Here is a 23,353-nt window from a genome sequence, read left to right on the forward strand (position 1 = left end):
CCGACCGCCCGAAAGAAGATGATCACTGTGACCGAAGCGACCGCGAACGCGGGAGCACTGAAGCGCCTGTCCGACGAGGGCGTGTCGATCTGGCTCGACGACCTGTCGCGTCGGCGGATCGAGTCCGGCAACCTGGCCGAGCTCGTCGCCACGAGGAACGTCGTCGGCGTCACCACCAACCCGTCCATCTTCCAGGCCGCCATCGGCTCCGGCGCGGGCTACGAGGAGCAGCTCGCCGACCTGGCGGTGCGCGGGGTGACCGTGGACGAGGCCGTGCGGATGATGACGACCGCCGACGTCCGGGCCGCCGCCGACGTCCTGCGGCCGGTGTACGAGGCGACCGGAGGCCGGGACGGCCGGGTCTCCATCGAGGTCGACCCGCGCCTCGCCCACGACACGACGGCGACCGTCGCCGAGGCCCGGCAGCTGGCCTGGCTGGTGGACCGCCCCAACGTGATGATCAAGATCCCGGCGACGAAGGCCGGTCTGCCGGCGATCACCGAGGTGATCGGCGCGGGCATCAGCGTGAACGTGACGCTGATCTTCTCCCTGGACCGCTACCGCGAGGTGATGGACGCCTACGTCGCCGGCCTGGAGAAGGCCCAGGCGGCCGGTCTCGACCTGTCGGGCATTCACTCGGTCGCGTCGTTCTTCGTCTCCCGTGTGGACTCCGAGATCGACAAGCGGCTGACGCTGCTGGGCACGGACGAGGCCCTCGGCCTGAAGGGCCGCGCGGCCCTGGCCAACGCGCGGCTCGCCTACGAGGCGTACGAGCACGTCTTCGCCGGGGCGCGCTGGCAGGCGCTGGGCGGGGCCCGTGCGAACCGGCAGCGCCCCCTTTGGGCCTCCACCGGTGTGAAGGACCCCGCATACAAGGACACCCTGTACGTGGACGAACTGGTCGCCCCCGGCACGGTCAACACCATGCCGGAGGCCACGCTGAACGCCGTCGCCGACCACGGCGACGTCCAGGGCGACACGGTCACCGGCGGTTACGCCCAGGCCCGTGCCGACCTGGCGGCCGTCGAACGGCTCGGCATTGCATACGACGAGGTGGTGCGGCAACTGGAGAACGAGGGCGTGGCCAAGTTCGAGGTGGCCTGGCAGGAGCTGCTGGACGCGGTCACCAAGTCCTTGAACAGCAAGGGAGTTGACGCGGAATGAGCGAGGGCATCCCCCAGACGGCCGAACAGGAGACCAAGGGCACCAAGGAGGAGAAGGAAGCCCTGGCCGCACAGGAGGCGGCCGGGGTGGAGCAGACCGGGGTGAGCGGTCACGCTCCCCGGACGGAGCACGCCGACACTCACTTCGAGAACCCCCTGCGCGACCCGCGCGACCGCCGTCTGCCCAGGATCGCGGGGCCCTCCGGGCTCGTCATCTTCGGTGTGACCGGCGACCTGTCCCGCAAGAAGCTGATGCCGGCCGTGTACGACCTGGCCAACCGCGGTCTGCTGCCGCCGGGCTTCTCCCTGGTGGGCTTCGCCCGCCGGGACTGGGAGGACCAGGACTTCGCACAGGTGGTGCACGACGCGGTCCGCGAGCATGCGCGCACCCCGTTCCGCGAGGAGGTCTGGCAGCAGCTCGCCGAGGGCATGCGGTTCATCCCCGGTGACTTCGACGACGACACGGCGTTCAAGCAGCTGCGTTCCGCCGTCGAGGAGCTGGACGCCTCCCGGGGCACCAGCGGCAACTACGCCTTCTACCTGTCGGTGCCGCCGAAGTTCTTCCCCAAGGTCGTCCAGCAGCTGAAGAAGCACAAGCTGGCCAGTGCCCCCGAGGGTTCCTGGCGCCGGGCGGTCATCGAGAAGCCGTTCGGGCACGATCTGAGGTCGGCCGAGGAGCTCAACCGGATCGTGCACGACGTGTTCGACCCGGAGCAGGTCTTCCGGATCGACCACTACCTCGGCAAGGAGACCGTCCAGAACCTCCTGGCCCTGCGCTTCGCCAACCAGATGTTCGAGCCGATCTGGAACCGGTCGTACGTCGACCACGTGCAGATCACCATGGCCGAGGACATCGGCATCGGCGGCCGGGCCGGCTACTACGACGGCATCGGCGCCGCCCGTGACGTCATCCAGAACCACCTGCTCCAGCTGATGGCGCTCACCGCGATGGAGGAACCGGCCGCCTTCGACGCCGCCTCGCTGCTCACGGAGAAGCTGAAGGTCCTCAAGGCGGTGCGGCTGCCGCAGGACCTGGGGCAGGGCACCGTGCGCGGCCAGTACGCGGCGGCCTGGCAGGGCGGCACGAAGGTGCGCGGGTACCTGGAGGAGGACGGCATCGACCAGTCGTCCACGACGGACACATACGCCGCGGTCCGGCTCCAGGTGGACAACCGCCGCTGGGCGGGTGTCCCGTTCTACCTGCGCACCGGCAAGCGGCTGGGCCGCCGGGTGACGGAGATCGCCGTGGTGTTCCAGCGGGCGCCGCACTCCCCCTTCGACTCCACCGCGACCGAGGAGCTGGGCTCCAACGCGATCGTCATCCGCGTCCAGCCGGACGAGGGCATGACGGTCCGTTTCGGCTCGAAGGTGCCGGGCACGTCGATGGAGATCCGGGACGTGACGATGGACTTCGCCTACGGCGAGTCGTTCACCGAATCGAGCCCCGAGGCGTACGAACGGCTGATCCTTGACGTCCTCCTGGGCGACGCCAACCTGTTCCCCCGTCACCAGGAAGTGGAAGAGTCCTGGAAGATCCTCGACCCGATCGAGCAGTACTGGGCCACGCACGGCCGTCCCGCGCAGTACGCCTCGGGCAGCTGGGGACCCGAGGAGGCAGACGAGATGCTCGCACGAGACGGACGGAGCTGGCGCAGGCCATGAAGATCGACCTGACCGACACCACGGCAAGCAAGATCAACAAGGCGCTGGTGCAGGGGCGCCGCGCCATCGGCACACCCGCCGTGGGCATGGTCCTGACGATGGTGATCGTCACGGACGAGGAGAACGCCTACGACGCGATCAAGGCGGCCGAGGAGGCCTCGCACGAGCACCCCTCGCGCACCCTGGTCGTCATCAAGCGCCACGCCCGCACCCCGCGCGACCGCCAGTCCTCCCGCCTCGACGCCGAGGTGCGGGTGGGCGCCGACGCGGGCACCGGCGAGACCGTGATCCTCAGGACCTACGGCGAGGTGTCCGACCACGCCGACTCGGTGGTGCTGCCGCTGCTGCTGCCGGACGCACCGGTGGTGGTGTGGTGGCCGGTGGACGCCCCCGAGGTGCCCTCGAAGGACCCGCTCGGGGCGCTGGCCCAGCGGCGGATCACCGACCTGTACGCCGTCGAGAACCCGCTGGAGACGCTCCAGGCCCGGGTCCGCGCCTATGCGCCCGGTGACACCGACCTCGCCTGGACCCGGCTGACGCCGTGGCGTTCGATGCTGGCGGCGGCGCTGGACCAGGCCCGGGCGCGGATCGTGTCGGCGGCGGTGGAGGCCGAGGCCGAGAACCCGGCCGCCGAGCTGCTGGCCCGCTGGCTGGAGGCGCGGCTGCACGTGCGGGTCGACCGGGTGGTCACCGCCGGGCCGGTCGTCACGGCCGTACGCCTGGGCACGGAGAGCGGCGAGATCGTCATCGACCGCCCCGAGGGGCCGCTGGCCACGCTGACCCTGCCGGGCCAGCCGTCGCGCACCCTCGCCCTGAAGGTCCGTGCCACCTCCGAACTCATCGCCGAGGAGCTGCGGCGCCTCGACGCGGACGAGATGTACGCCATCGCCCTGAACGGCGAGGCAACCGAGGAGACCCCCGCTCATGTCTGACTCCCCCTCCGGTTCCCCGAGGCTCGACCGGCGTCCCGAGTGGACCGCCCTGGAGGACCACCGCACGGACGCCCTGCCGCAGCCCGATCTGCGGGAGCTGTTCGCGGCGGACCCGGGACGCGCCGAGCGCTACGTCGTGCGCGTGGGCGACCTGCGCATCGACTACTCCAAGCACCTGGTCACCGACGAGACGCTGGCCCTGCTCCAGGAGCTGGCCGCGGCCACCGACGTGTTCGGGCTGCGGGACGCGATGTTCCGCGGCGAGCGGATCAACACCACCGAGAACCGGGCCGTGCTGCACACCGCGCTGCGCGCCCCGCGGGACGCCATCATCGAGGTCGACGGCGAGAACGTCGTCCCGGCCGTGCACGCCGTGCTCGACAAGATGGCCGCCTTCGCGGACCGGGTGCGCTCCGGGGAGTGGACCGGCCACACCGGCAGGCGCATCCGCAACGTCGTCAACATCGGCATCGGCGGCTCGGACCTGGGCCCCGCGATGGCCTACGAGGCACTGCGGCCGTTCACCGACCGGGATCTGACGTTCCGCTTCGTGTCGAACGTGGACGGCTCGGACCTGCACGAGGCGGTGCGCGATCTGGACCCGGCGGAGACGCTGTTCATCGTCGCGTCCAAGACCTTCACCACCATCGAGACGATCACGAACGCCACGTCCGCACGCTCGTGGCTGCTGAAGGGCCTGGGTGGCGACGAGAAGGCGGTGGCGAAGCACTTCGTCGCGCTGTCGACCAACGCGGAGAAGGTCGCCGACTTCGGTATCGATGTCGACAACATGTTCGAGTTCTGGGACTGGGTCGGCGGCCGCTACTCCTTCGACTCCGCTATCGGCCTGTCCCTGATGATCGCGATCGGCCCGGACCGCTTCCGGGAGATGCTCGACGGCTTCCGCATCGTCGACGAGCACTTCCGCAACGCCCCGGCCGAGGCCAACGCCCCGCTGCTGCTGGGCCTGCTGGGCATCTGGTACGGCAACTTCCACGACGCCCAGTCGCATGCGGTGCTGCCCTACAGCCACTACCTGTCCAAGTTCACCGCCTACCTCCAGCAGCTCGACATGGAGTCCAACGGCAAGTCGGTGGACCGAGACGGGAAGCCGGTGGAGTGGCAGACCGGGCCGGTGGTGTGGGGCACGCCGGGCACCAACGGACAGCATGCCTACTACCAGCTCATCCACCAGGGCACCAAGCTCATCCCGGCCGACCTGATCGGCTTCGCCCGGCCCGTCGCCGAGCTGAGCGACGAACTGAAGGCGCAGCACGACCTGCTGATGGCCAACCTGTTCGCGCAGGGGCAGGCGCTCGCCTTCGGCAAGACCGCCGAGGAGGTCCGCGCGGAGGGTGTGCCCGAGGAGCAGGTGCCGCACCGCACCTTCCGGGGCAACCACCCCACCACGACGATCCTGGCCACCGAACTGTCCCCGTCGGTCCTCGGCCAGCTGATCGCCCTCTACGAGCACAAGGTGTTCGTGCAGGGCGCCGTCTGGAACATCGACTCCTTCGACCAGTGGGGCGTCGAGCTCGGCAAGGTGCTCGCCAAACGCGTCGAGCCCGCCCTGACCGAGGGCGCCGACGTCCCCGGTCTCGACCCGTCCACGGCCGCACTGGTGGCCGCCTACCGCACACTTCGGGAAGTGAACTGACATGCAGATCGGTCTTGTGGGTCTCGGCAAGATGGGCGGCAACATGCGCGAGCGCCTGCGCAACGCCGGCCACACCGTCATCGGCTACGACACCGACCCCGAGAAGTCCGACGTCGCCAGCCTGGCCGACCTCGTCAACCAGCTGGAGGCGCCGCGTACGGTCTGGGTCATGGTCCCGGCCGGCGACCCCACCCAGCACGTCATCGACCGTCTGGCGGACCTCCTCAAGCCGTACGACACGGTGGTCGACGGCGGCAACTCGCGCTGGACGGACGACGAGAAGCACGCCGAGGAGCTGAGCAAGCGCGGCATCGGCTTCGTCGACGCGGGCGTCTCCGGCGGCGTGTGGGGACTGAAGAACGGCTACGCCCTGATGGTCGGCGGCGAGAAGGAGTACGTCGACCGGCTGCGGCCGATCTTCGAGGCGCTCAAGCCGGAGGGCCCGTACGGCTTCGTCCACGCGGGCAAGGTGGGCGCCGGGCACTTCGCGAAGATGGTCCACAACGGCATCGAGTACGCGATGATGCAGGCCTACGCCGAGGGCTGGGAGCTGCTGGAGGCCGTGGACTCGGTGGACAACGTCCGCGAGGTGTTCCGCTCCTGGCAGGACGGCACCGTCATCCGCTCCTGGCTGCTCGACCTGGCGGTGGACGCCCTGGACGAGGACGAGCACCTGGAGGAGCTCCGGGGCTACGCCCAGGACTCCGGTGAGGGACGCTGGACGGTGGAGGCGGCGATCGACAACTCCGTGCCGCTGCCCGCGATCACCGCCTCCCTCTTCTCCCGGTTCGCCTCCCGGCAGGACGACTCGCCGCAGATGAAGATGATCGCGGCGCTGCGCAACCAGTTCGGCGGCCACGCCGTCGAGTCCGCGAAGAAGGCGTAGGACGTGGGTGATCTGCTGCTGGTCCGCCACGGCGAGACGGAGTGGAGCCGGAGCGGACAGCACACCAGCTTCACCGACCTGCCCCTCACCCCGCACGGTGAGGAGCAGGCCGCCTCGCTCGCCCCGCTCCTCGCGGACCGCTCCTTCGCACTGGTCCTCACCAGCCCGCTCGGCCGCGCGGTGCGCACCGCCGAACTCGCGGGCCTGACGGGGACCGTGCGGGACGCGGACCTGCACGAGTGGCACTACGGCGCCTACGAGGGCGTCACCACCGAGGAGACACACCGCACCCGCCCCGACTGGGACCTGTGGACCGACGGGTGCCCGCCCGGCCCCGACGGCGAGCCCGGCGAGTCCCCCGAGGAGGTCGGCGAACGCGCCGACCGGGTGCTGGCCCGGGCGGAGAAGTCGCTGCCCGAGGGCGATGTGATGCTGGTGGCGCACGGCCACTTCCTCCGCGTCCTGACGGCCCGCCGACTGGGTCTGCCCCCGGCGCGGGGGCAGTTGTTCCGGCTGGAGACCGGCACGGTCAGCCGGCTGTCGACCGAGCACGGCCGGCCCGTGATCGCGGAGTGGAACACCCGGGCGTAACGAGCCCCGGCCGGAGGTGAGTTGACACCTCCGGCCGGGCACGTCAGAGTCCCGGCTGATGGAGATCGACGACATGACACCCGCCGAGGAGCGGGTGTGGCGCGCCTTTCCGCGCGGGCAGGACGTGGACTTCCGGGGCGCGGCCGACGAGGACCCGGCACGGGGCGCGGACTGGGGCCCCGACCGGACCGTACGGGCGGCCGTGGTGCGGGCCCTGCTGCTGAGCGCCCCGCAGGAGGACGGGGAGACCGCCGCTCTCAGACTGGCGGGTGCGCGGATCACCGGAGTGCTGAACCTCCAGTACGCCGACCTCGACCACGCCATGCGCCTCAGCCACTGCTTCTTCGAGGACGTGCCCGTGCTGTACGCGGCGCGGCTGCGCCAGCTGAACCTGCGCGGCTCGGTGCTGCCCGGCCTGGACGCCGCCACCCTGCGCGTGGACGGCGTCCTGCGCATGTCGGACTGCCTGTTCGACGGGCCCGTGCGGCTCGGCGGGGCGCAGATCTCCGGCGCGCTGTTCATGGACGGCGCCGGGATCGACGAGACGCAGTCCGGTCAGCCGGCGCTCCAGCTCAACCATGTGACCGTCGGGGACGGCCTGTCGGCGCCGGGCCTGCGCACGCGCGGCGAGGTGCGGCTGACGGGCGCCTCGGTCGCCGGCTCGATCGATCTCAACGGGGCGCGGCTGCAGGCCGGTGCGGGCGAGGTCGCCCTGGACGCGGAGACGCTCACGGTGGAGGGCGACGCCCTGCTGCGTGAGGCGGACGTGCTGGGCTGGATCGGCCTGCGGGGCGCCCGGATCGCGGGCCGGCTCGACCTGTCGCACGCGCGGCTGGCGAACCCGGGTGACGCGGCGCTGCGGGCCAGCAGCTGCACCATCGGGGAACTCTGGGTGCGCAAGGGCCCTCCCATGGAGGGCACCCTCAATCTGCGGCGCGCCCAGATGGACGTGCTGTTCCTGGAGCCGGAGGCGGTCCCGGGCGAGGTCCTGCTCAACAGCCTCGTCTACACCTCCCTCACCCCGCACGAGCCCGCCGAGCGACGTCTGGCGATGCTGGAGCGGGACGGCGAGGGCTATGTCCCGCACGCCTACGAGCAGTTGACCGCCGCCTACCGCAGGATCGGCGACGACCCCGCCGCCCGCCTGGTCCAGCTCGCCAAGCAGCGCCGCCGCCGCAGCACCCTGCCCTGGTACGGCCGACTGTGGGGCCATGTGCAGGACGCCACCGTCGGCTACGGCTTCCGCCCCCTGCGGGCGGCGGGCTGGCTGGTGTCCCTGCTCGCGGTCGGCTCGCTCGCCTACGCGCTGCACCACCCCGCGCCGCTGAAGGCGGACGAGGCACCGCAGTTCAACCCGGTGTTCTACACCCTCGACCTGCTGCTGCCGGTGATCTCCTTCGGACAGGAGGCCGCGTTCGCCCCGACCGACGGCTACCAGTGGCTCTCCTACACCTTGGTGCTCACGGGCTGGATCCTCGCCACCACCGTCGTCACCGGCATCACCCGGACCGTCAGCCGCCAGTGAGCGCCCGTGCCGTGTGCTGCGCGGCCAGCCGCACCGGGGCGTTGGCGGCGCCGTAGCCCCGGTACCCGCCGTCGCGCTGGACCAGTTCGAAGAAGACCCGGCCGACGGTGCGGGTGTAGCAGTGGCGGAAGACGCCGTGGTCGTCGCGGTCGTAGAGGATGCCGAAGTCGCGGTAGGTCTCCAGCTCGCCGTCGGCGAACTCGAAGCGGGCGGCGAGGTCGTCGAAGTAGTTCGCGGGCACCGGCAGCAGACTGCCGCCCGCCTCGCGGAACCGGCGGGCAGCGGCGACCACGTCGTCGGTGGCCAGGGCGATGTGCTGGGCGTGGACGGTGTCGTCGGTGGGCGCGGCGCCGACGGTGAGGGCGATCCGCACGCTGCCGTCGGGGCTGGTGACGGCACGGCTGCGCATCAGACCGTAGGGGTCGGCCACGTCCACGCTCTCCTGGGCGTGCAGGCCGAGCACGCCCCGATGGAAGAGGGCCGCCTCGTCGAAGTGGTGCCAGGGCTGGGTGAGGGCGAGGTGGTCGATGCCCCGGATGCCGGCCTGCGCCGGGGGCACGCCCGTGTTCTCGAAGTCGGCCCGCCAGTCGGGCAGTTCCGGGCGTCCGGTGGCGCAGAAGAACAGCTCCGTGCCGTCGGGAGCGGCGACCGCGTCCAGCGGGGCGTCCTGCGGCGCGCGACGGCGCGGCAGCACGGGCGCGAGCAGGGCCTCGGCCCGCCGGGCGGCTGCGGCCGGGTCCGGTGACTCCAGTCCGATCGCGGCGAGCCGGGTGCCGTCGCGGCGGGGCGCCGTCCCGGTGTTGACCAGGACGCGGGCGTCGCCCTGCTCCCACAGGGCGACGGGCTTGCCGCGATGGCGGGCGGTGCGGGTGAAGCCCAGGGCGCCGAGCAGGGCGGCGAGGGGCTCGGCGTCGGGCGTGACCAGCTCGGCGAAGGCGACGCCGGTGGGGACGACGGGGTCGGGCAGGGGTGCCCTGCCCACCGTCTCCTGGAGGACCAGCAGGGAGCGCCGGGCGTCGACGGCGGTCGGACCGGCGTCGGCCTGCCGGAACACGTCGTTGAAGACCTCCAGGGAGAGCGGGCCGTCGTAGCCGGTGGCCAGCACCTGGCGCACCAGCCCGGCGACGTCGAAGCCGCCCTGGCCGGGGAAGCAGCGGTAGTGGCGGCTCCACTGCAGGACGTCCATGGCCAGCAGCGGGGCATCGGCGAGCTGGAGGAAGAAGATCTTCTCGCCGGGGATGTCCGCGATGCCCTGGGGATCCGAGCCGCGCGAGAGGATGTGGAAGCTGTCCAGGCAGGTGCCGAGCGCGGGGTGACCGGCCGTCTCGACGATGCGCCAGGCGTGGTCGTAGGTACTGACGTGCCGCCCCCACGCCAGCGCCTCGTAGGCGACCCGGACACCGGACTCCGCCGCCAGGTCGGCGAGCCGGCTCAGCTGCTCGGCGGCGAGGGCGTCGTCGTCCACCGCCTGCGGGGAGACGCTGGAGCAGACGAGGACCGTGTCGGCGCCGAGCCGGCGCATCAGCTCGAACTTGTGCCGGGCCCGCCGCAGGTTCCGGGCGAACTCCGCCTCGGGGACGGCCTCGATGTCCCGCATCGGCTGGTAGAGGTCGATGCGGAGACCGAGGTCGGCGCAGCGGGCGCGGATGTCCTCGGGGGTGAGGGGGCAGGCCAGCAGGTCGTTCTCGAAGATCTCCACCCCGTCGAAGCCGGCCCGGGCGGCGGCGTCGAGTTTCCCGGTGAGGGAGCCGCTGAGGGAGACGGTGGCGATGGACGTACGCACGTCGGTACCTCTCTCTAGTTCGGAGCTCCGACGGCCCCGGCCAGTTCGGTCAGGTCCGCCAGCATCCGCGCGGCGTCGGGTTCCCGGCCGGTGAACAGACGGAACGCGTCGGCGGCCTGGAAAGCGGCCATGCCGCCGCCGTCGAGGGTGGCGCAGCCCAGGGCCCGGGCGGTCCGCAACAGCTCGGTCTCCAGCGGGCGGTAGACCACCTCGGCCACCCACAGTCCGGAGTGGAGCAGCTCGGCGGGCAGGGGCAGGCCGGGGTGGGCGGCCATGCCGGTGGGGGTGGCGTGCACGATGCCGTCGGCCCGGGCGAGCAGCTCGGTCCGCCGGTCCGGGGAGGCGGCGGCCGCCCGGCCCGCTCCGAAGGTCCGGTTCAGGGAGCCGGCCAGGGCCACGGCCCGCTCGGGCAGGGCGTCGACGACGGTGACCCGTCCGGCGCCGAGGGTGAGCGTGGCGTGGGCGACGGCCGCCCCCGCACCGCCGGCCCCCAGCTGCACGACCCGCTCCAGCGGCGCGTCGGGCAGCCCGCGCGCGAACGAGGCGGCGAAGCCGGTGACGTCCGTGTTGTGGCCGACCGCGCGGCCGTCCTCGAAGACGACGGTGTTGACCGCGCCCAGCGCCTCGGCCTGCGGGGCGAGCGCGTCCAGGTGCTCGATGACGAGCTGCTTGCAGGGGTGCGTGATGTTGAGCCCGTCGAAGCCCAGGTCGCGGGCGGCCCGCACCAGGTCCCCGACCGCCTCGGGCGGCACCCCGAGGGTGTCGATGTCGATCAGCCGGTACACCAGGCGAAGGCCCTGCCGGTCGGCCTCCCGCTCGTGCAGCGCCGGACTGAGTGACGGGCCGATGCCGGAACCGATCAGTCCGACGAGATACGACTCCTTGGGCACGCGCGCCTCCCGAGCGGCTCACTAATGTACGAACTAGTACGTTAGCTATATCAGTCGAGCACGGGCTCGGGAAGACCCCATGGGCGGACGGGCCCCTGCTTCTAGAATCACCGGCACCGGACCCTCCGCCCGAAGGAACCTGATGACCAGCGTCGAAGAACCGGCACGATCCGGCGAGCGCATCCGTGACGCCGCCCGCACCCGGGCCGAGATCCTCGACGTCGCCACCCAGGAGTTCGCCCGGGCCGGCTACGACGGAGCCCGGGTGGACGAGATCGCCGCCCGCACCCGCACCACCAAGCGGATGATCTACTACTACTTCGGCGGCAAGGAGCAGCTGTTCACGGCCGTGCTGGAGCGCGCGTACGGCGTGATCCGGGAGGCCGAGCAGGAGCTCGACGTCGACCACCTGGACCCGGTGGCGGCGATCCGGCGGCTGGCCGAGCTGACCTTCGACCACCACGAGCAGCACCCGGACTTCATCCGCCTGGTCAGCATCGAGAACATCCACGAGGCCCACCACATCGCCGGCTCCGAGAAACTCGGGAAGATCGGCTCCCCCGCCCTGGACGTGATCCGCCGGATCCTGGCGTCGGGCCAGGAGTCCGGCCTGTTCACGGCCGACGTCGACGCCGTCGACCTGCACGCGATGATCTCCTCCTTCTGCTTCTTCCGGGTCTCCAACCGGCACACCTTCGGCGCGCTGTTCGGCCGCGACCTGCTCGACGGGGCGCAGCGCGCGCACTACCGGGCGATGCTGGGCGACATGGTGATCGCGTACCTGACGGCGGAGCGCTCGGCCGGCTGAACGCCCGGCGCAGCACCCCTTGACACCGGCGGCACGCGGGCGCAGCATCTCTGGCCATCCCCTACTAACTACCCAGTGGGTTAATTAGCCGCGATCCGGCACGTCCCCTCTGCTCGTCCGTCGCCTCGCCCCGCCTTAGTGTGGGGCCCCCGAAGGAGCCGCCGTGTCCGTCCCCGCCATGCCCTCAGGGTCTGCCGCCCCGCCCGGCCAGCCCAGGAAGGCCGCCACCGCCGCCTGGATCGGCAGCGCCCTCGAGTACTACGACTTCTTCATCTACGGCAGCGCCGCCGCGCTGATCTTCCCCGAGGTGTTCTTCGACGAGTCCGACCCGGCGACCGCGACCCTGCTGTCGCTGGCCACGTTCGGCGTCGCGTACGCCGCCCGCCCGGTGGGCGCGCTGGTGCTCGGGCACTTCGGGGACAAGCTCGGCCGTAAGAAGATCATGGTCTTCACGCTGATGCTGATGGGCCTGTCGACGTTCCTCATCGGCTGTCTGCCGACCCGCGACCAGGTCGGCTCTCTCGCCCCCGTCCTGCTGGTGCTTTGCCGGGTGCTGCAGGGCATCTCGGCGGCGGGCGAGCAGGCCAGCGCCAACTCCATGACGCTGGAGCACGCACCACCGGACCGGCGCGGCTTCTTCACCAGCTTCACCCTCAGCGGCACCCAGGGCGGCCAGCTGCTGGCCACGCTGGTCTTCATCCCGGTCGCCGCGCTGCCCGAGGACCAGTTGCTGTCGTGGGGCTGGCGGCTGCCGTTCTGGCTGAGCGTCGGGGTCGCCGTCGTCGGCTGGGTGATCCGCCGCAAGCTGGACGAGACGCCGGCCTTCGCCCAGCAGGCCGCCGAGGAGGGTGTGGTCAAGCTGCCCCTCGTGATCCTTCTCCGCGAGCACTGGGCGGATGTGCTGCGGGTGATCGGGGGCGCGCTGATCGCCTCGGTGAGCACGATCTTCACGGTGTGGGCGCTGGCGTACGCCACGAGCGACGCGGTCGGCATGTCGCGTACGGCCATGCTGTGGGTGGGCGCCCTGGCCAATGTCGTCGCGCTCGCCGCGATCCCGCTGTGGGCGACGCTGTCCGACCGGATCGGACGCCGCCCGGTGTTCCTGATCGGCGCGGCCGGCAGCGCGGTGACGATGTTCCTGTACCTGTGGGCGGTCTCCACGGGCTCCTACCCGCTGACGTTCCTGACGGGCATCGTCTGCTTCGGCGTCGTCTACAGCGCCGCGAACGGGGTGTGGCCCGCGTTCTACGGCGAGATGTTCGCGACCCGGGTCCGGCTGTCCGGCGTGGCCATCGGTACGCAGATCGGGTTCGCGGCGGCCGGGTTCGCGGTGACGTTCGCGGCTCAGATCGCGGGGCCGGGGGGTGACGACTGGTCGGCGGTGGCGCTGTTCACGGCGGCGTTGTGCGTGCCGCCGGTGATCGCGGCGGTGTCGGCGCGGGAGACCCACCGGGTTCCCACGGAGTCGCTGGGAGAGCACGCCGAACCCGGGGCTGTGCAGCCGGAGAGGGTGACGGCCTGAGGTCGTCATGTCGTGCTGCCGGGCCCCTCGAGGGCCCGGCAGCCTGTGGTTGTGCGTCGGGTGCGGGTGCGTGGGGGCCGGTCGCGCAGTTCCCGCGCCCTTCGGGCGCCTTGCCCCGAGCCTCGATGGGTTCAGCCGTTGGACCAGCCCCGCCGGCACAGAACCAGGCGGTAGCCGTCCGGGTCCTCGAGGGTGACCCCCCACTCGTTCCAGTAGGGGTTGGGGGACTCCACCCTCGTGCCGCCGTGCTCCTCCAGCCGGCCGACCAGGTCGTCCGGGACGGGGCCGTCCACGTAGACGACCAGCAGGTCCTCCTCCGTGGGGCGGGGCTCGACCGGCCGGGCGGGCTCGTGCACGAGCTCCAAGTGCCAGTCGGCGTCGGGCCAGCCGAGCATCAGCAGGTCGTGCTCCCCCGGTTCGTCCCCGCCCGCGGCACGCCACACCACGCTGAGCCCGAGCCCTCCGCCCCAGAACCGCTCGGCCGCGGCGAGGTCCCTGGAGGGACGGGCGATACGAATGTGGCTGCGACCGTTCACGGGCATCGTGACCTCTTCTCCTGGCGTCCCGGCCTGGGCGACGCCCCGAGCCTAGGGAACCGGCTCCCACCGGACCATCGGCCATCGGTCCTGCTCCCCCGGCCCCAAGGCCCCCGCTCACGCGTTCCTGCGCGATCATGAACCATTCCTGCACCCCGATGGGGTCTGAGGCGGTCCGGGTGGGGTATGCCGGATCTCACCTCGACGAGCGCGACGGGAGACGAGCCATGGCACAGCTGCGACAAGAGGTCGATCCGGGTGAGGCCGGGCTGGATCCGCAGGTGCTGGGTCGCCTGGACCGGCACTTCGCCCGGCTGGTCGATGAAGGACGTCTCCCGGGCTTCCTCGTGTCCGTCGCCCGGGGCGGGCGCGTCGCTCACCTCGCGACGCACGGCCGGCGCGACATCGCGGCCAAGCTCCCGGTCGAACCCGACACCCTGTGGCGGGTCTACTCCATGACGAAGCCGGTCACCGCGGTCGCCGCGCTGCTGCTCGTGGAGGAGGGCCGGCTGTCCCTGGACGACCCGGTCGCCGACCACCTGCCCGCGTTCGCCGACCCCCGGGTCTACGTCGGCGGCTCCGGGGCCGACGTCGAGACCCGCCCCGCCGACGGCCCGATACTCGTCCGGCATCTGATGACCCACACCTCGGGCCTGACCTTCGGCTTCTACCACGCCCACCCGGTCGACGCCCTGTACCGCGAGGCCCGCCTGGAGTCGTCGGTGCCGCCGGGTGCGGACCTGGCCGAGACCGTCGAGGTGTACGCGAGCCTGCCGCTGCAGTTCGAGCCGGGCACCGAATGGAACTACTCGGTGGCCGCCAACGTCCTGGGCCGGATCATCGAGGTCGTGTCCGGGCAGCCGCTCGACGTGTTCTGCGCCGAGCGGATCTTCGGGCCGCTCGGCATGACGGACGCGGGCTTCCACGTCACGGACGCGCAGGCGCCCCGGCTCTCCGAGATGTACGGGGAGAAGGAGGGCGGCGGCATCGAGCCCATCCCGGGGCTCCCGCTGCGCGGCCGGCCACGGTTCCTGTCGGGCAGCGGCGGCATGGTGTGCTCGGCCCACGACTACCACCGCTTCATGGAGATGCTGCGCCGCCGGGGCGAACTCGACGGCATGCGGCTGCTCGCCCCGCGGACCGTGGACCTGATGACCCGCAACCACCTGCCCGGCGGAGCCGACCTGCGGGCCTTCGGCAGCCGCCCCGCCCACGACGAGCCCGGCAACGAGGGGCTCGGCTTCGGATTCAACTGCTCCGTGGTGATCGATCCGTCCCGCACCCTGGTGCCGACCGGGCTCGGCGCCTTCGGCTGGAGCGGGGTGGCCACCACGACGTTCTGGGTCGACCCGGGCCGCGATCTGACGGTGCAGTTCATGACGCAGGTGCGGCCCAGGACCTCCCACTCGGTCTTCAAGGACCTCAAGCGGATGGTCCACGAGGCCCTGTCGGACTGACGCCCGCTACCGGTCGACGCGGAGTGTGAACTCCACTCCCTCTCGGGCGAGTTCACCCAGCCACTGTTCGGACCGGGCGGCCGTCTCGGCGGCGCGGTTCAGGCCCGGCGGCAGGGAGCCGTCCAGGATGTGACGGACCCCGAGGGCGAGGGTCCGCGAGACGCAGCGGGCCATCGCGCTCTCCTCCGCGTCGCCCACCAGGTCCAGCAGGTAGCCGCCCGCCCAGGTCCGCCCGGACTCGGCCCGCACGTCCAGCGACACGGCGAGGACGACCCGGTCGTGGTCGTCGCCGGTGGTCGGGTAGGCGGCGGCCAGTTCCCGGGCCAGGGCGGCGATGCGGTCGTCGTCACCGGCCCTGAGCTCCTCGAAGACACCGTCCCAGGCGCGCAGCCAGCCCTCCAGCCGCAGGGTGCCGCGCACGAACGTCCGCGGTGTCCAGGCGTCCGGCAGCCCGTACTGCGCGACGAACGGGAGGCTGTCGCGGTTGGGGTAGACCTCGAAGGTCTCCCCGTCGACGAGATGCCGCCGGGTCGCCTCCCACGGCCGCTCGGCGACCGTCTCGGCACCGTCCTCGATGTAACGGGCCGGGGATCGCAGGGCGCCCAGGACTCCCGCGGGTGCCCAGCTGAACCGGTAGGTGAAGTCGTTCGGGACGGCGGGGACTCCGCCGCAGTACGACGTGAGGGTGTACGAGGCGGGTGTGTCGTCGCCGATGACCTCCCGCGCCCGGGCGACCAGGGCGTGGGCGAAGAGGTGGTCGATGCCCGGGTCGAGCCCGGCCTCGGTGAGGACGACGAGCCCGGCCTTCCCGGCGGCCGGCACCTGCTCCAGCACCGCGTCCGACACGTAGCTGGAGCACGCGAAGTGCGCCCCCCGCCGTACGCACTCCGCGAGGAGTGGGGCGTGCTCGGGGGCGGGCAGCATCGACACGACGACATCGCCCGGCGTGAGTTCGGCGGCGAGCGCGGACAGGGTGTAGGCGCGGGGCTCGGCCCGTCCGGTGAGGCCCAGCCGGCCGAGGGCGTCGGCGGCCCGGCGCTCGGTGCGGTGCCAGAGCCGGACCCGCTCGGCCGTGTCGCACAGCGCCGCGAGACCGCTGCCCGTGGACAGGCCGGCGCCGATCCAGTGAACGGTGCCGCTCGCCGCCGGTTCAGTGCTCAAGGGGCTCCCCCTTGTCGAGGCCGTGGGCGCGGGACGCGTCGCGGAAGCGGTCCAGGCAGCGCCCCCAAAGTCCAAAGACGCCGAAGTCGAGCAGGTGGGGCAGGAGGGCGGCCGAGAAGTCGGTGCTGGACTCCAGCGGCAGCAGGGAGGGCAGGTTGTCGATGGCGATGAGGTCGAGCGGGGGTGCGTCGCGCAGCCGCCGTACGGGCTCGTCCCAGGAGGTGGTGTCGCCGTACACCGGGAGGACGTTGAGCGGGGAACCGACGTCGCAGGTCACGTCGCACAGGGTGCGCAGGCGGCGGTCCGGGGTGTCGAGGTCCTGCTCGCGCAGGAAGGGCGGGACGGGAGTGGTGGCGAGCACCGCGTTCACCATCACGTCGTGCCGCAGCAGGGCCGGCCGGTCCAGGTCCCGCGTCTCGGCGAGGTCCCAGCAGGTGGGGTCGACACCGGCGGTGGCGAAGGCCGCGCGGGCACCGCGGCCGCTGCGGCCCAGGGCGCCGATGACGAGGCCCGTGAACGCGGCGTCGTCGGCGGCGGGCTTCAGCGCCTCGTCCAGGTCTTCCTTGGTGGTCGGCGTCAGGGGCGCCCGCAGCCGGCCCCGCTGCCGGAGCACGGCGAGGGCGGCGCCCAGATAGCCGGCCCAGAAACCGAAGGCCGCCAGGCGTCGTCCGGTGTCGTCCACCAGGTACTCAAGGTCGAACAGCGCCCCGCCCCCGGCGGCGAACCGGCCCAGCAGCTCCGCCGCTCCCGGCTGGTCCTTGTAGGCGTGGCCGAAGAAGATGTGCCGGTGCGTCAGCTCGGCCGGGTCCTCGGGCAGTTCCTTCAGGCCGAGCACGACGGCGTCCCGAGGTGCCGTCACCCAGGAGCCCGCTGGGGCGACGCGGCAGCCGGCCGCCTCGTACTCCTCGATCGGGAAGACCCGCTGCGGGGACTCCTCGACGGTCAGTTCCACTCCGTTCCCGACGAGCCGCCGGGCGTCGTCGGGAACGATCGGAGTGCGTCGCTCGGTCGTGCGGGCCTCGTGGCGCAGCCACAGATGCAGCTCGGTCATACCTGGTGGGCCTCCGGCGTGAGGCGTCGGCCGCTGGGGGCCGACGCTCAAGGGGCGGACACCCACGAAGCGTACGCGGCCCGCCTGCGGGTCGCGCACGGATTCGCCCAGGTCACGTCGGGAACCGGAACCGGCCGAGGGGTCAGGAGGAGCTGACCACGGCGTCCAGGTGGGGCAGGTGGTGGTCCAGCCGCTCCCGCTTGGTGCGCAGATAGGTGATGTTGTTCTCGCACGGCGGGATCAGCAGCGGCACCGTCTCGGCGACGGTGATGCCGTGGTCCACCAGCGCCTCGCGCTTGCGCGGGTTGTTGGACATCAGCCGCACGGACCGCACGCCCAGGTCGTCCAGGATCCGGGCGGCGACGCCGTAGTCGCGGGCGTCGACCGGCAGGCCGAGGGCGAGGTTGGCCTCGACGGTGTCCAGGCCCTCCGCCTGCAGGGCCATCGCGCGGAGCTTGGCGAGCAGGCCGATGCCGCGGCCTTCATGCCCTCTGAGGTAGACCACGACACCGGCTCCTTCGGCGACGACCGCGCGCAGGGCGGCGTCGAGCTGGTCGCCGCACTCGCAGTGCTGGGAGCCGAAGGCGTCGCCGGTCAGGCACTCCGAGTGCAGCCGGATGAGGACGTCGTCCGTGCCGATCTCCCCGTAGACCAGCGCCACCTGTTCGTCACCGCGGTCGTGGTCCAGGTAACCGACCGCCTGGAATTTCCCGTACACGGTGGGCAGGGGGGCATTCACGACGCGTTCCACGCCGGTCCGCTGCGTCGACTTCTTGCCGAGTACGCCAACTTTTTCTGTCATGATTCTCGAGTTCCTAAGCAGAGACGAAAGGCCGTGACGTTATGAGTGATCTGGTGCCGGCGGACACCACGGAAGACGTACGGACGCGGGGCGCCGGTGTCTCACGGCAGGTCGCGGTGCTTCCCGTGGGGAGCTTCGAGCAGCACGGTGCGTACCTCCCGCTGGCGACCGACACGCTCGTCGCCTGTGCCGTCGCGCGGGAGATAGCCGGCGCGTACCCGGTGCACCTCCTTCCTCCGGTGACGATCTCGTGCTCGCACGAGCACGCGGCCTGGCCGGGGACCGTCAGCATCTCCTCGGTGACCCTTCATGCGGTGGTACGGGACATTGCGGCTTCGCTCCGCCGGTCCGGGGTCGACACCCTGGTGGTGGTCAACGGGCACGGCGGCAACTACGTACTGGGCAACGTGGTTCAGGAATCCTCCGCCCGCGGCGAGCGGATGGCGCTCTTCCCGGCCGCGGAGGACTGGGAGGCGGCGCGCGAGCGGGCGGGTGTGTTCACCTCGCTGCTCACCGACATGCACGCGGGGGAAATCGAGACCTCCATCCTTCTGCACGCTCATCCCGAAATGCTCCGACCCGGTTATGAGACTTCCGATTTCGTCGCTGACGACCGGCGTCATCTGCTCACCCTCGGCATGTCCGGCTATACCGATTCCGGTGTCATCGGCCGTCCTTCGCTGGGTTCGGCGGAAAAAGGGAAGGAACTCCTGGCGAGCCTCGCGGATTCCTTCGGGGCGTATTTCTCGATGCTGACCTCCGACGCGTAGTCACCCTGCGGCGCAGGGGCGGGTGCCGGGGCTTGAGCGGTGGCCCCGGCCCGCACGCCCGCGTACCAGCGGGCGACGAGCACGATCAGGCCGGGCAGGCTGGCCACGAGGCTGAGCACCCCGTAGACGACCGCGACGGCCAGCCCCCGGCCGGCGCCCAGGCCGGCGGCGCCGAACGCCCAGGCGGTGACGCCCTCCCGGGGCCCCCAGCCGCCGACGTTGAGCGGCAGGCCCATCGCCAGCAGGGCGAGAACGGCGAGCGGCAGCAGGACGGCCACGGAGGCGGCGGTCCCGGCGACACGGGCGGCGAGTACGAACATCGCGACGTAACCTGCCAGCACCACCACGGAGGAGACAACCACTCCGGGCCCGTTCTCCCGTGACAACAGCCCGTGGCGGGTTTCGGCGAGGGCTGCGCGCAGCCTGCGGCCACGCCGGGAGGGTGCCGTGCGGTTCATGCGCAGGGCCAGGACGACGGCGAGTGCCCCGAGGACGGCCAGGGCCGCGAGCGGGGCGATGTGCCGGGCCTCGGTCAGCACCGGGGACGGCATGGTCAGCAGGACGACGGCCCCGACGGCGAGCAACGCGATCTGCCCGGCGGCCCGTTCGAGGACGACGGCCTTCACGCCCCGCCGCACGTCCCCCTCACTCTGCCCGTGCCGCACGGCCCGGTGCACATCGCCGAGGACGCCGCCGGGCAGGGCCGCGTTCAGGAACAGGGCGCGGTAGTAGTCCGCGACGGCCGGCCCGAACGGCAGCCGGATCCTGAGTCCCCGGGCCACGATCGCCCACCGCCACGCGCTGCACACGGTGGTGACGAGGCCGATGCCGAGCGCGAGCAGCAGCGACATCCCGTCGATCCGCCGCAGCCCGTCCAGGAAGACACCGGTGCCGAGCCGCCAGAACAGCACGCCCAGGATGGCGATTCCGGCGACGGTGCCGAGGTGCGTACGGACCTTGGGAGAGCCGAGGCGGGCCAGGGCCGTACGGAGGGGGCCGGGCGCACGGGTGCCCACCGGGGTGGTGCCGACCGGGGCTTCGGCCTTTCGGCCCAGGGCGGCGGGCTCGCTCCTGTCGCCGGCGGCCGGGCGCGGCACGACCGCGTCCGCCCGGCCCGTGACCGCCGCACCGGATGCCGCGGGCACCCGGACACCGCCCGCGTTCGCGGGCACCCGGGGGTTGTCCGTGGGCGTGGTGCGCGGGCGCGTTCCCGTCGCCTGGGGGCTCATGACGCTCCGCCCCCCGGCCGGGACAGGGCCAGGAGGTCGACGTGGTGGACGGTGACGCGCAGCTCGCCCGCGGCGAGGGCGGCCAGCCGGTTGGTCAGGTAGACGTCTGCCTCGGCGCGCAGCTCGGGGCGCTCCTCGACGGCGGCGCCGACCCAGCCGCGCAGCCACTGCTCGGTCAGCGCGGCCTGCTCGGGGCCCAGCCGCCAGGGGCTCGGGTGCAGCCGTACGGTCGCACCGTGCTCGGAGAACGCCTCCGCCGCCGCCGTGACCGCGTCGGGGCCGAGCAGGCCGTCGCGGCGCTGGTGGTCGTTGAACGCCTGGGTCAGCTCGGCGTCCAGCGGGTGGGACGGGGTCAGTTCGACCCGCCCTGCGACGGACAGCGTCAGCAGGGCGGGGCAGCCGGCGCCGGTGCACGCGGCGGCGAGGGTGTCGATCTCCTCCCGGGTGAGGACGTCCAGCAGGGCGGACGCGGTCACCAGGGACGCGCCTTGCAGGGCGTCCGGGGTGAGTCGGGCGACGTCGCCGCGGCGCGTCTCCACGGTGACCCGGCTGCCGTCGGCGGCCGAGCGCGGTGAGGAGACGGCGGCGAAGTGCAGCAGGTAGGGGTCGCGGTCGTGCAGGATCCAGTGCTGGGCGCCGTCCAGCCGGGGCGCGAGCCAGCGGCCCATCGAGCCGGTGCCGCAGCCCAGGTCGTGGATGACGACGCCCGACTTGCCCGGCATGTTGGCGAGCCGGATCCGCAGCGGGTCGAGCAGGTCGTGCGCCCGCCCGGCGGCGTCGGCCGGTTCCCGCAGCTCCAGCCACTCGGGCGCGTACCGGGGCGGATCGTCCGGGTCGGCCTCACGCAGTTTGACGGTCGGCCGCGAGCCGGGCTTGCCGCTCGGGCCGGCGCCGGGGATGACGGCGCCGGGGACGTGCCCCGGGCCGAACGCCACGCTGGAGCCGAGACCGGGGACCGCGGCGTGCTCGGTCGACCGGGCTGCGGACTCGCCGCCGATGCGCCCGGACTGCCCGCCGGAAACCACACCTTGAACGCCCGCTGCGATGGCCTGCCCCGAGCCGGGCTTCGTGCCCGGCACCGCGCTGTCCGTCACGCCCGTGACCTCCCTCGGTCCGGGCTGCGCCGGTATCGCCCCGCCCTGCTGGGTCGTCGTCGCCGGGTTCGTCATGCGGCCCTCCGGGGTTCGGTCGGGAGCCGGCGCAGGACCGCGGCCAGGCTCTGTGCGGTCGTCGCCCAGCCGTCGAGGGCGGCGCGGCGGCTGCGGGCGGCGGACTTCAGGCGGCGTCGTACGTCCGCCTCGCCGAACCAGCCGCGCAGTTCGGCGGCGATGGCGGCGGGGTTCTCCGGCGGGACGAGGATGCCGGGCACGCCGCCGTCGGGCGCGCGGCCGACCGCCTCCGGCAGCCCTCCGACGTCCGTGGCCATCACCGGGATGCCCCGGGCCAGGGCCTCGGTCACCGCCATGCCGTACGTCTCGGCATAGGAGGTGAGGACCATCAGGTCGGCGGTCGCGTAGGCGGCGTCCAGCGCGGGGCCGGACTTCGGCCCGGCCAGCTCAAGCCGGTCCTGCAGGCCGTGCTTCTCGATGAGGGACCGGAGATGGGCGACGTACTCCGGTTCCTGGGTCAGGCTCCCGACGCACACGCAGCTCCACGGCAGCTCGCGCACCGCGGCCAGCGCCTCCACCAGCCGGTGCTGGCCCTTGCGCGGGGTCACGGCGGCCACGCACAGCAGGCGTGACACCCCGTCGGTGCCGGGCGCGAGCGGCGCGATGTCGGCGCCGGGGGCGGCGACATGGACGCGCTCGGGGGGAAGGCCGTGGTGGGAGACCAGGCGGCGGACCGCCCAGTCGCTGGTGGCGATCACCGCCGGCACCGCCCGCAGCACCGCCCGCTCCTTGGCGTCCAGCTCGGCGGCCACCTCCGCGTCGAGCCCCGTCTCGTCGCCGAGCGGGAGATGGACGAGGACGGCCATGCGCAGCCGCTCCGCCTCGGGCACCACGATCTCCGGCACGCCGCAGGCCACCAGCCCGTCGAGGAGCACGACGGCCCCGTCGGGCAACGCGGCCAGGGCGCCCGCCAGTTCCGTTCGGGCGTCGGCTCCCGGCCGGGGCCAGTCGCCGGCCACGGCGTGCTTGGTCACCTGCCAGCCGAAGCCGGGCAGGTCCAGGCACACGCGCCGGTCGTAGGCGTTGCCGCCGCTCGGCGCCGTCGGGTCGTCGACGCCGCCCGGCAGCACGAAGTGCACGGTGCGCAGGGACATGGGGATGATCTCGGCGTTCTTCAGGGAAGCGTGCTGCACGGGAACATAGTTCAGCCGCGCCGGCGCCGGTCCGGGCTGCCCGGGCCGTTCGATCGTCGTGTCGGTCACAACGCACGCTCGTAACTCGCCCAGGCGATGTGCGACTCGTGCAGCGTGACGGTGAGGCCCGCGATGCCCTTGGCGCCCTCGCCCAGCGCTCCCTTGTGGATGCGCTCGGCGAGCCGGTCGGCGATGACCTTGGCGAGGAACTCCGTGGAGGTGTTGACCCCCGCGAAGTCGGGCTCGTTGTCGAGATTGCGGTAGTTCAGCTCGCTGACGACCGCGCCGAGCTCCTGGGTGGCCAGCCCGATGTCGACGACGATGTTGTCCTCGTCCAGCTGCTCGCGCCGGAACGTGGCGTCCACGAGGAACGTGGCCCCGTGCAGGCGCTGGGCCGGTCCGAAGACGTCGCCACGGAAGCTGTGGGCGATCATGATGTGATCGCGGACGGTGATGCTGAACAACGGACGACCCTCCAGGTGCGGCGCGTCTGTTCCCCGCTCTCGGTGCCGGGGATGCCGAGTAGTACGGCCCGTTGCCTTCCCCTGTTCAGCCTGTCGTACGTCTTTTCTCAGGTCAGGCGCTCTTGTCGTGGCCAACTCGTACCGGATGGAACGAATCGTCGG

20 protein-coding genes and 1 pseudogene are annotated in these 23,353 nt (G+C 72.3%); 11 read left to right on the plus strand and 10 right to left on the minus strand.

Going from position 1 to position 23,353, the window contains the following annotated elements; genetic code table 11:
* The first annotated feature begins 18 nt into the window (after positions 1 to 18).
* The 7 genes from tal to IE153_RS03605 are packed head-to-tail and all read left to right on the plus strand — an operon-like array spanning position 19 to position 8,416.
* Positions 19 to 1,164 carry a transaldolase gene (tal, locus tag IE153_RS03575; protein WP_189588285.1) on the plus strand — a complete coding sequence of 382 codons (1,146 nt, stop codon included), beginning with the start codon at positions 19 to 21 and terminating at the stop codon, positions 1,162 to 1,164.
* Positions 1,161 to 2,825: a glucose-6-phosphate dehydrogenase gene (gene zwf, locus IE153_RS03580; protein ID WP_189588286.1), complete on the plus strand. Its 1,665-nt coding sequence runs from the start codon at positions 1,161 to 1,163 to the stop codon at positions 2,823 to 2,825. Before tal ends, zwf begins: the two co-directional genes overlap by 4 nt.
* Positions 2,822 to 3,757: a glucose-6-phosphate dehydrogenase assembly protein OpcA gene (gene opcA / locus IE153_RS03585; RefSeq protein WP_189588287.1), complete on the plus strand. Its 936-nt coding sequence runs from the start codon at positions 2,822 to 2,824 to the stop codon at positions 3,755 to 3,757. The genes zwf and opcA overlap by 4 nt, the downstream gene beginning before the upstream one ends.
* Complete coding sequence (pgi, locus tag IE153_RS03590) at positions 3,750 to 5,414, plus strand: glucose-6-phosphate isomerase (RefSeq protein WP_189588288.1); 1,665 nt, start codon at positions 3,750 to 3,752, stop codon at positions 5,412 to 5,414. Before opcA ends, pgi begins: the two co-directional genes overlap by 8 nt.
* A gap of 1 nt (position 5,415) precedes the next feature.
* Positions 5,416 to 6,300 (plus strand): phosphogluconate dehydrogenase (NAD(+)-dependent, decarboxylating), encoded by an 885-nt coding sequence (gene gnd / locus IE153_RS03595; RefSeq protein ID WP_189588289.1) that lies wholly within the window; start codon positions 5,416 to 5,418, stop codon positions 6,298 to 6,300.
* 3 nt (positions 6,301 to 6,303) lie between these two features.
* Complete coding sequence (locus tag IE153_RS03600; RefSeq protein ID WP_189588290.1) at positions 6,304 to 6,891, plus strand: histidine phosphatase family protein; 588 nt, start codon at positions 6,304 to 6,306, stop codon at positions 6,889 to 6,891.
* A 58-nt stretch (positions 6,892 to 6,949) separates the two neighbouring features.
* The gene (locus IE153_RS03605) at positions 6,950 to 8,416 is read left to right on the plus strand and encodes a membrane-associated oxidoreductase (RefSeq protein ID WP_189588291.1); all 1,467 of its coding nucleotides are present in this window, start codon (positions 6,950 to 6,952) and stop codon (positions 8,414 to 8,416) included.
* Here IE153_RS03605 and IE153_RS03610 read toward each other — a convergent pair.
* Positions 8,403 to 10,199, minus strand: coding sequence for a bifunctional sugar phosphate isomerase/epimerase/4-hydroxyphenylpyruvate dioxygenase family protein (locus IE153_RS03610; protein WP_189588292.1), 1,797 nt, complete (start codon positions 10,197 to 10,199; stop codon positions 8,403 to 8,405). The two genes, IE153_RS03605 and IE153_RS03610, sit on opposite strands and share 14 nt — an antisense overlap.
* Before the next feature lie 14 nt (positions 10,200 to 10,213).
* Positions 10,214 to 11,089 (minus strand): shikimate dehydrogenase, encoded by an 876-nt coding sequence (locus IE153_RS03615; RefSeq protein WP_189588293.1) that lies wholly within the window; start codon positions 11,087 to 11,089, stop codon positions 10,214 to 10,216.
* A gap of 142 nt (positions 11,090 to 11,231) precedes the next feature.
* On the opposite strand from IE153_RS03615, the gene IE153_RS03620 reads away from it, so the two are divergent.
* The gene (locus tag IE153_RS03620; protein WP_189588294.1) at positions 11,232 to 11,897 is read left to right on the plus strand and encodes a TetR/AcrR family transcriptional regulator; all 666 of its coding nucleotides are present in this window, start codon (positions 11,232 to 11,234) and stop codon (positions 11,895 to 11,897) included.
* Between the two features lie 163 nt (positions 11,898 to 12,060).
* Positions 12,061 to 13,419: an MFS transporter gene (locus IE153_RS03625; protein ID WP_189588295.1), complete on the plus strand. Its 1,359-nt coding sequence runs from the start codon at positions 12,061 to 12,063 to the stop codon at positions 13,417 to 13,419.
* A 131-nt stretch (positions 13,420 to 13,550) separates the two neighbouring features.
* Here the strand turns inward: IE153_RS03625 and IE153_RS03630 are convergent, their stop codons facing one another.
* Positions 13,551 to 13,961 (minus strand): VOC family protein, encoded by a 411-nt coding sequence (locus IE153_RS03630; RefSeq protein ID WP_189588296.1) that lies wholly within the window; start codon positions 13,959 to 13,961, stop codon positions 13,551 to 13,553.
* A gap of 221 nt (positions 13,962 to 14,182) precedes the next feature.
* Here IE153_RS03630 and IE153_RS03635 point away from each other — a divergent pair, with 221 nt between their 5' ends.
* The gene (locus tag IE153_RS03635) at positions 14,183 to 15,412 is read left to right on the plus strand and encodes a serine hydrolase domain-containing protein (protein ID WP_189588297.1); all 1,230 of its coding nucleotides are present in this window, start codon (positions 14,183 to 14,185) and stop codon (positions 15,410 to 15,412) included.
* Positions 15,413 to 15,418: 6 nt separating this feature from the next.
* Here the strand turns inward: IE153_RS03635 and IE153_RS03640 are convergent, their stop codons facing one another.
* The 3 genes from IE153_RS03640 to ribA all read right to left on the minus strand — a co-directional run bounded on the left by IE153_RS03640 (position 15,419) and on the right by ribA (position 18,426).
* A complete protein-coding gene (locus tag IE153_RS03640; protein WP_189588298.1) occupies positions 15,419 to 16,573 on the minus strand; it encodes a saccharopine dehydrogenase family protein in 1,155 nt (384 codons plus the stop codon).
* Positions 16,563 to 17,624, minus strand: a complete 1,062-nt coding sequence (locus IE153_RS03645; RefSeq protein ID WP_189588299.1) for a saccharopine dehydrogenase — start codon at positions 17,622 to 17,624, stop codon at positions 16,563 to 16,565. Before IE153_RS03645 ends, IE153_RS03640 begins: the two co-directional genes overlap by 11 nt.
* A gap of 142 nt (positions 17,625 to 17,766) precedes the next feature.
* A complete protein-coding gene (gene ribA / locus IE153_RS03650) occupies positions 17,767 to 18,426 on the minus strand; it encodes a GTP cyclohydrolase II (protein WP_184907658.1) in 660 nt (219 codons plus the stop codon).
* 41 nt (positions 18,427 to 18,467) lie between these two features.
* Here ribA and IE153_RS03655 point away from each other — a divergent pair, with 41 nt between their 5' ends.
* Positions 18,468 to 19,196, plus strand: a complete 729-nt coding sequence (locus IE153_RS03655) for a creatininase family protein (RefSeq protein ID WP_189588300.1) — start codon at positions 18,468 to 18,470, stop codon at positions 19,194 to 19,196.
* A gap of 152 nt (positions 19,197 to 19,348) precedes the next feature.
* On the opposite strand, the pseudogene IE153_RS41430 reads toward IE153_RS03655, so the two are convergent.
* The 4 genes and pseudogenes from IE153_RS41430 to IE153_RS03670 all read right to left on the minus strand — a co-directional run.
* Positions 19,349 to 20,425: pseudogene (locus tag IE153_RS41430) on the minus strand (lysylphosphatidylglycerol synthase transmembrane domain-containing protein); the annotation flags it as partial.
* A complete protein-coding gene (locus IE153_RS03660) occupies positions 20,422 to 21,594 on the minus strand; it encodes a class I SAM-dependent methyltransferase (RefSeq protein ID WP_229828690.1) in 1,173 nt (390 codons plus the stop codon). The gene IE153_RS03660 and the pseudogene IE153_RS41430, both read right to left, overlap by 4 nt.
* Positions 21,591 to 22,796, minus strand: coding sequence for a glycosyltransferase family 4 protein (locus IE153_RS03665; protein ID WP_189588301.1), 1,206 nt, complete (start codon positions 22,794 to 22,796; stop codon positions 21,591 to 21,593). The genes IE153_RS03660 and IE153_RS03665 overlap by 4 nt, the downstream gene beginning before the upstream one ends.
* Positions 22,793 to 23,191 (minus strand): 6-pyruvoyl trahydropterin synthase family protein, encoded by a 399-nt coding sequence (locus IE153_RS03670; RefSeq protein ID WP_030843501.1) that lies wholly within the window; start codon positions 23,189 to 23,191, stop codon positions 22,793 to 22,795. The genes IE153_RS03665 and IE153_RS03670 overlap by 4 nt, the downstream gene beginning before the upstream one ends.
* Positions 23,192 to 23,353 lie beyond the last annotated feature (162 nt).

It is taken from the genome of Streptomyces massasporeus, from assembly GCF_014648995.1.
Classification (GTDB): Bacteria; Actinomycetota; Actinomycetes; order Streptomycetales; family Streptomycetaceae; genus Streptomyces; species Streptomyces massasporeus.

Bases quoted from the DNA above. Each gene is read 5' to 3' on its own strand.
- zwf (WP_189588286.1), top strand. From the start codon at position 1,161: ATGAGCGAGGGCATCCCCCAGACGGCCGAACAGGAGACCAAGGGCACC.
- opcA (WP_189588287.1), top strand. From the start codon at position 2,822: ATGAAGATCGACCTGACCGACACCACGGCAAGCAAGATCAACAAGGCG.
- IE153_RS03660 (WP_229828690.1), bottom strand. From the start codon at position 21,594: ATGACGAACCCGGCGACGACGACCCAGCAGGGCGGGGCGATACCGGCG.
- IE153_RS03655 (WP_189588300.1), top strand. From the start codon at position 18,468: ATGAGTGATCTGGTGCCGGCGGACACCACGGAAGACGTACGGACGCGG.
- IE153_RS03630 (WP_189588296.1), bottom strand. From the start codon at position 13,961: ATGCCCGTGAACGGTCGCAGCCACATTCGTATCGCCCGTCCCTCCAGG.
- IE153_RS03645 (WP_189588299.1), bottom strand. From the start codon at position 17,624: ATGACCGAGCTGCATCTGTGGCTGCGCCACGAGGCCCGCACGACCGAG.
- IE153_RS03635 (WP_189588297.1), top strand. From the start codon at position 14,183: ATGGCACAGCTGCGACAAGAGGTCGATCCGGGTGAGGCCGGGCTGGAT.
- IE153_RS03605 (WP_189588291.1), top strand. From the start codon at position 6,950: ATGGAGATCGACGACATGACACCCGCCGAGGAGCGGGTGTGGCGCGCC.
- pgi (WP_189588288.1), top strand. From the start codon at position 3,750: ATGTCTGACTCCCCCTCCGGTTCCCCGAGGCTCGACCGGCGTCCCGAG.
- IE153_RS03620 (WP_189588294.1), top strand. From the start codon at position 11,232: ATGACCAGCGTCGAAGAACCGGCACGATCCGGCGAGCGCATCCGTGAC.
- gnd (WP_189588289.1), top strand. From the start codon at position 5,416: ATGCAGATCGGTCTTGTGGGTCTCGGCAAGATGGGCGGCAACATGCGC.
- tal (WP_189588285.1), top strand. From the start codon at position 19: ATGATCACTGTGACCGAAGCGACCGCGAACGCGGGAGCACTGAAGCGC.
- ribA (WP_184907658.1), bottom strand. From the start codon at position 18,426: ATGACAGAAAAAGTTGGCGTACTCGGCAAGAAGTCGACGCAGCGGACC.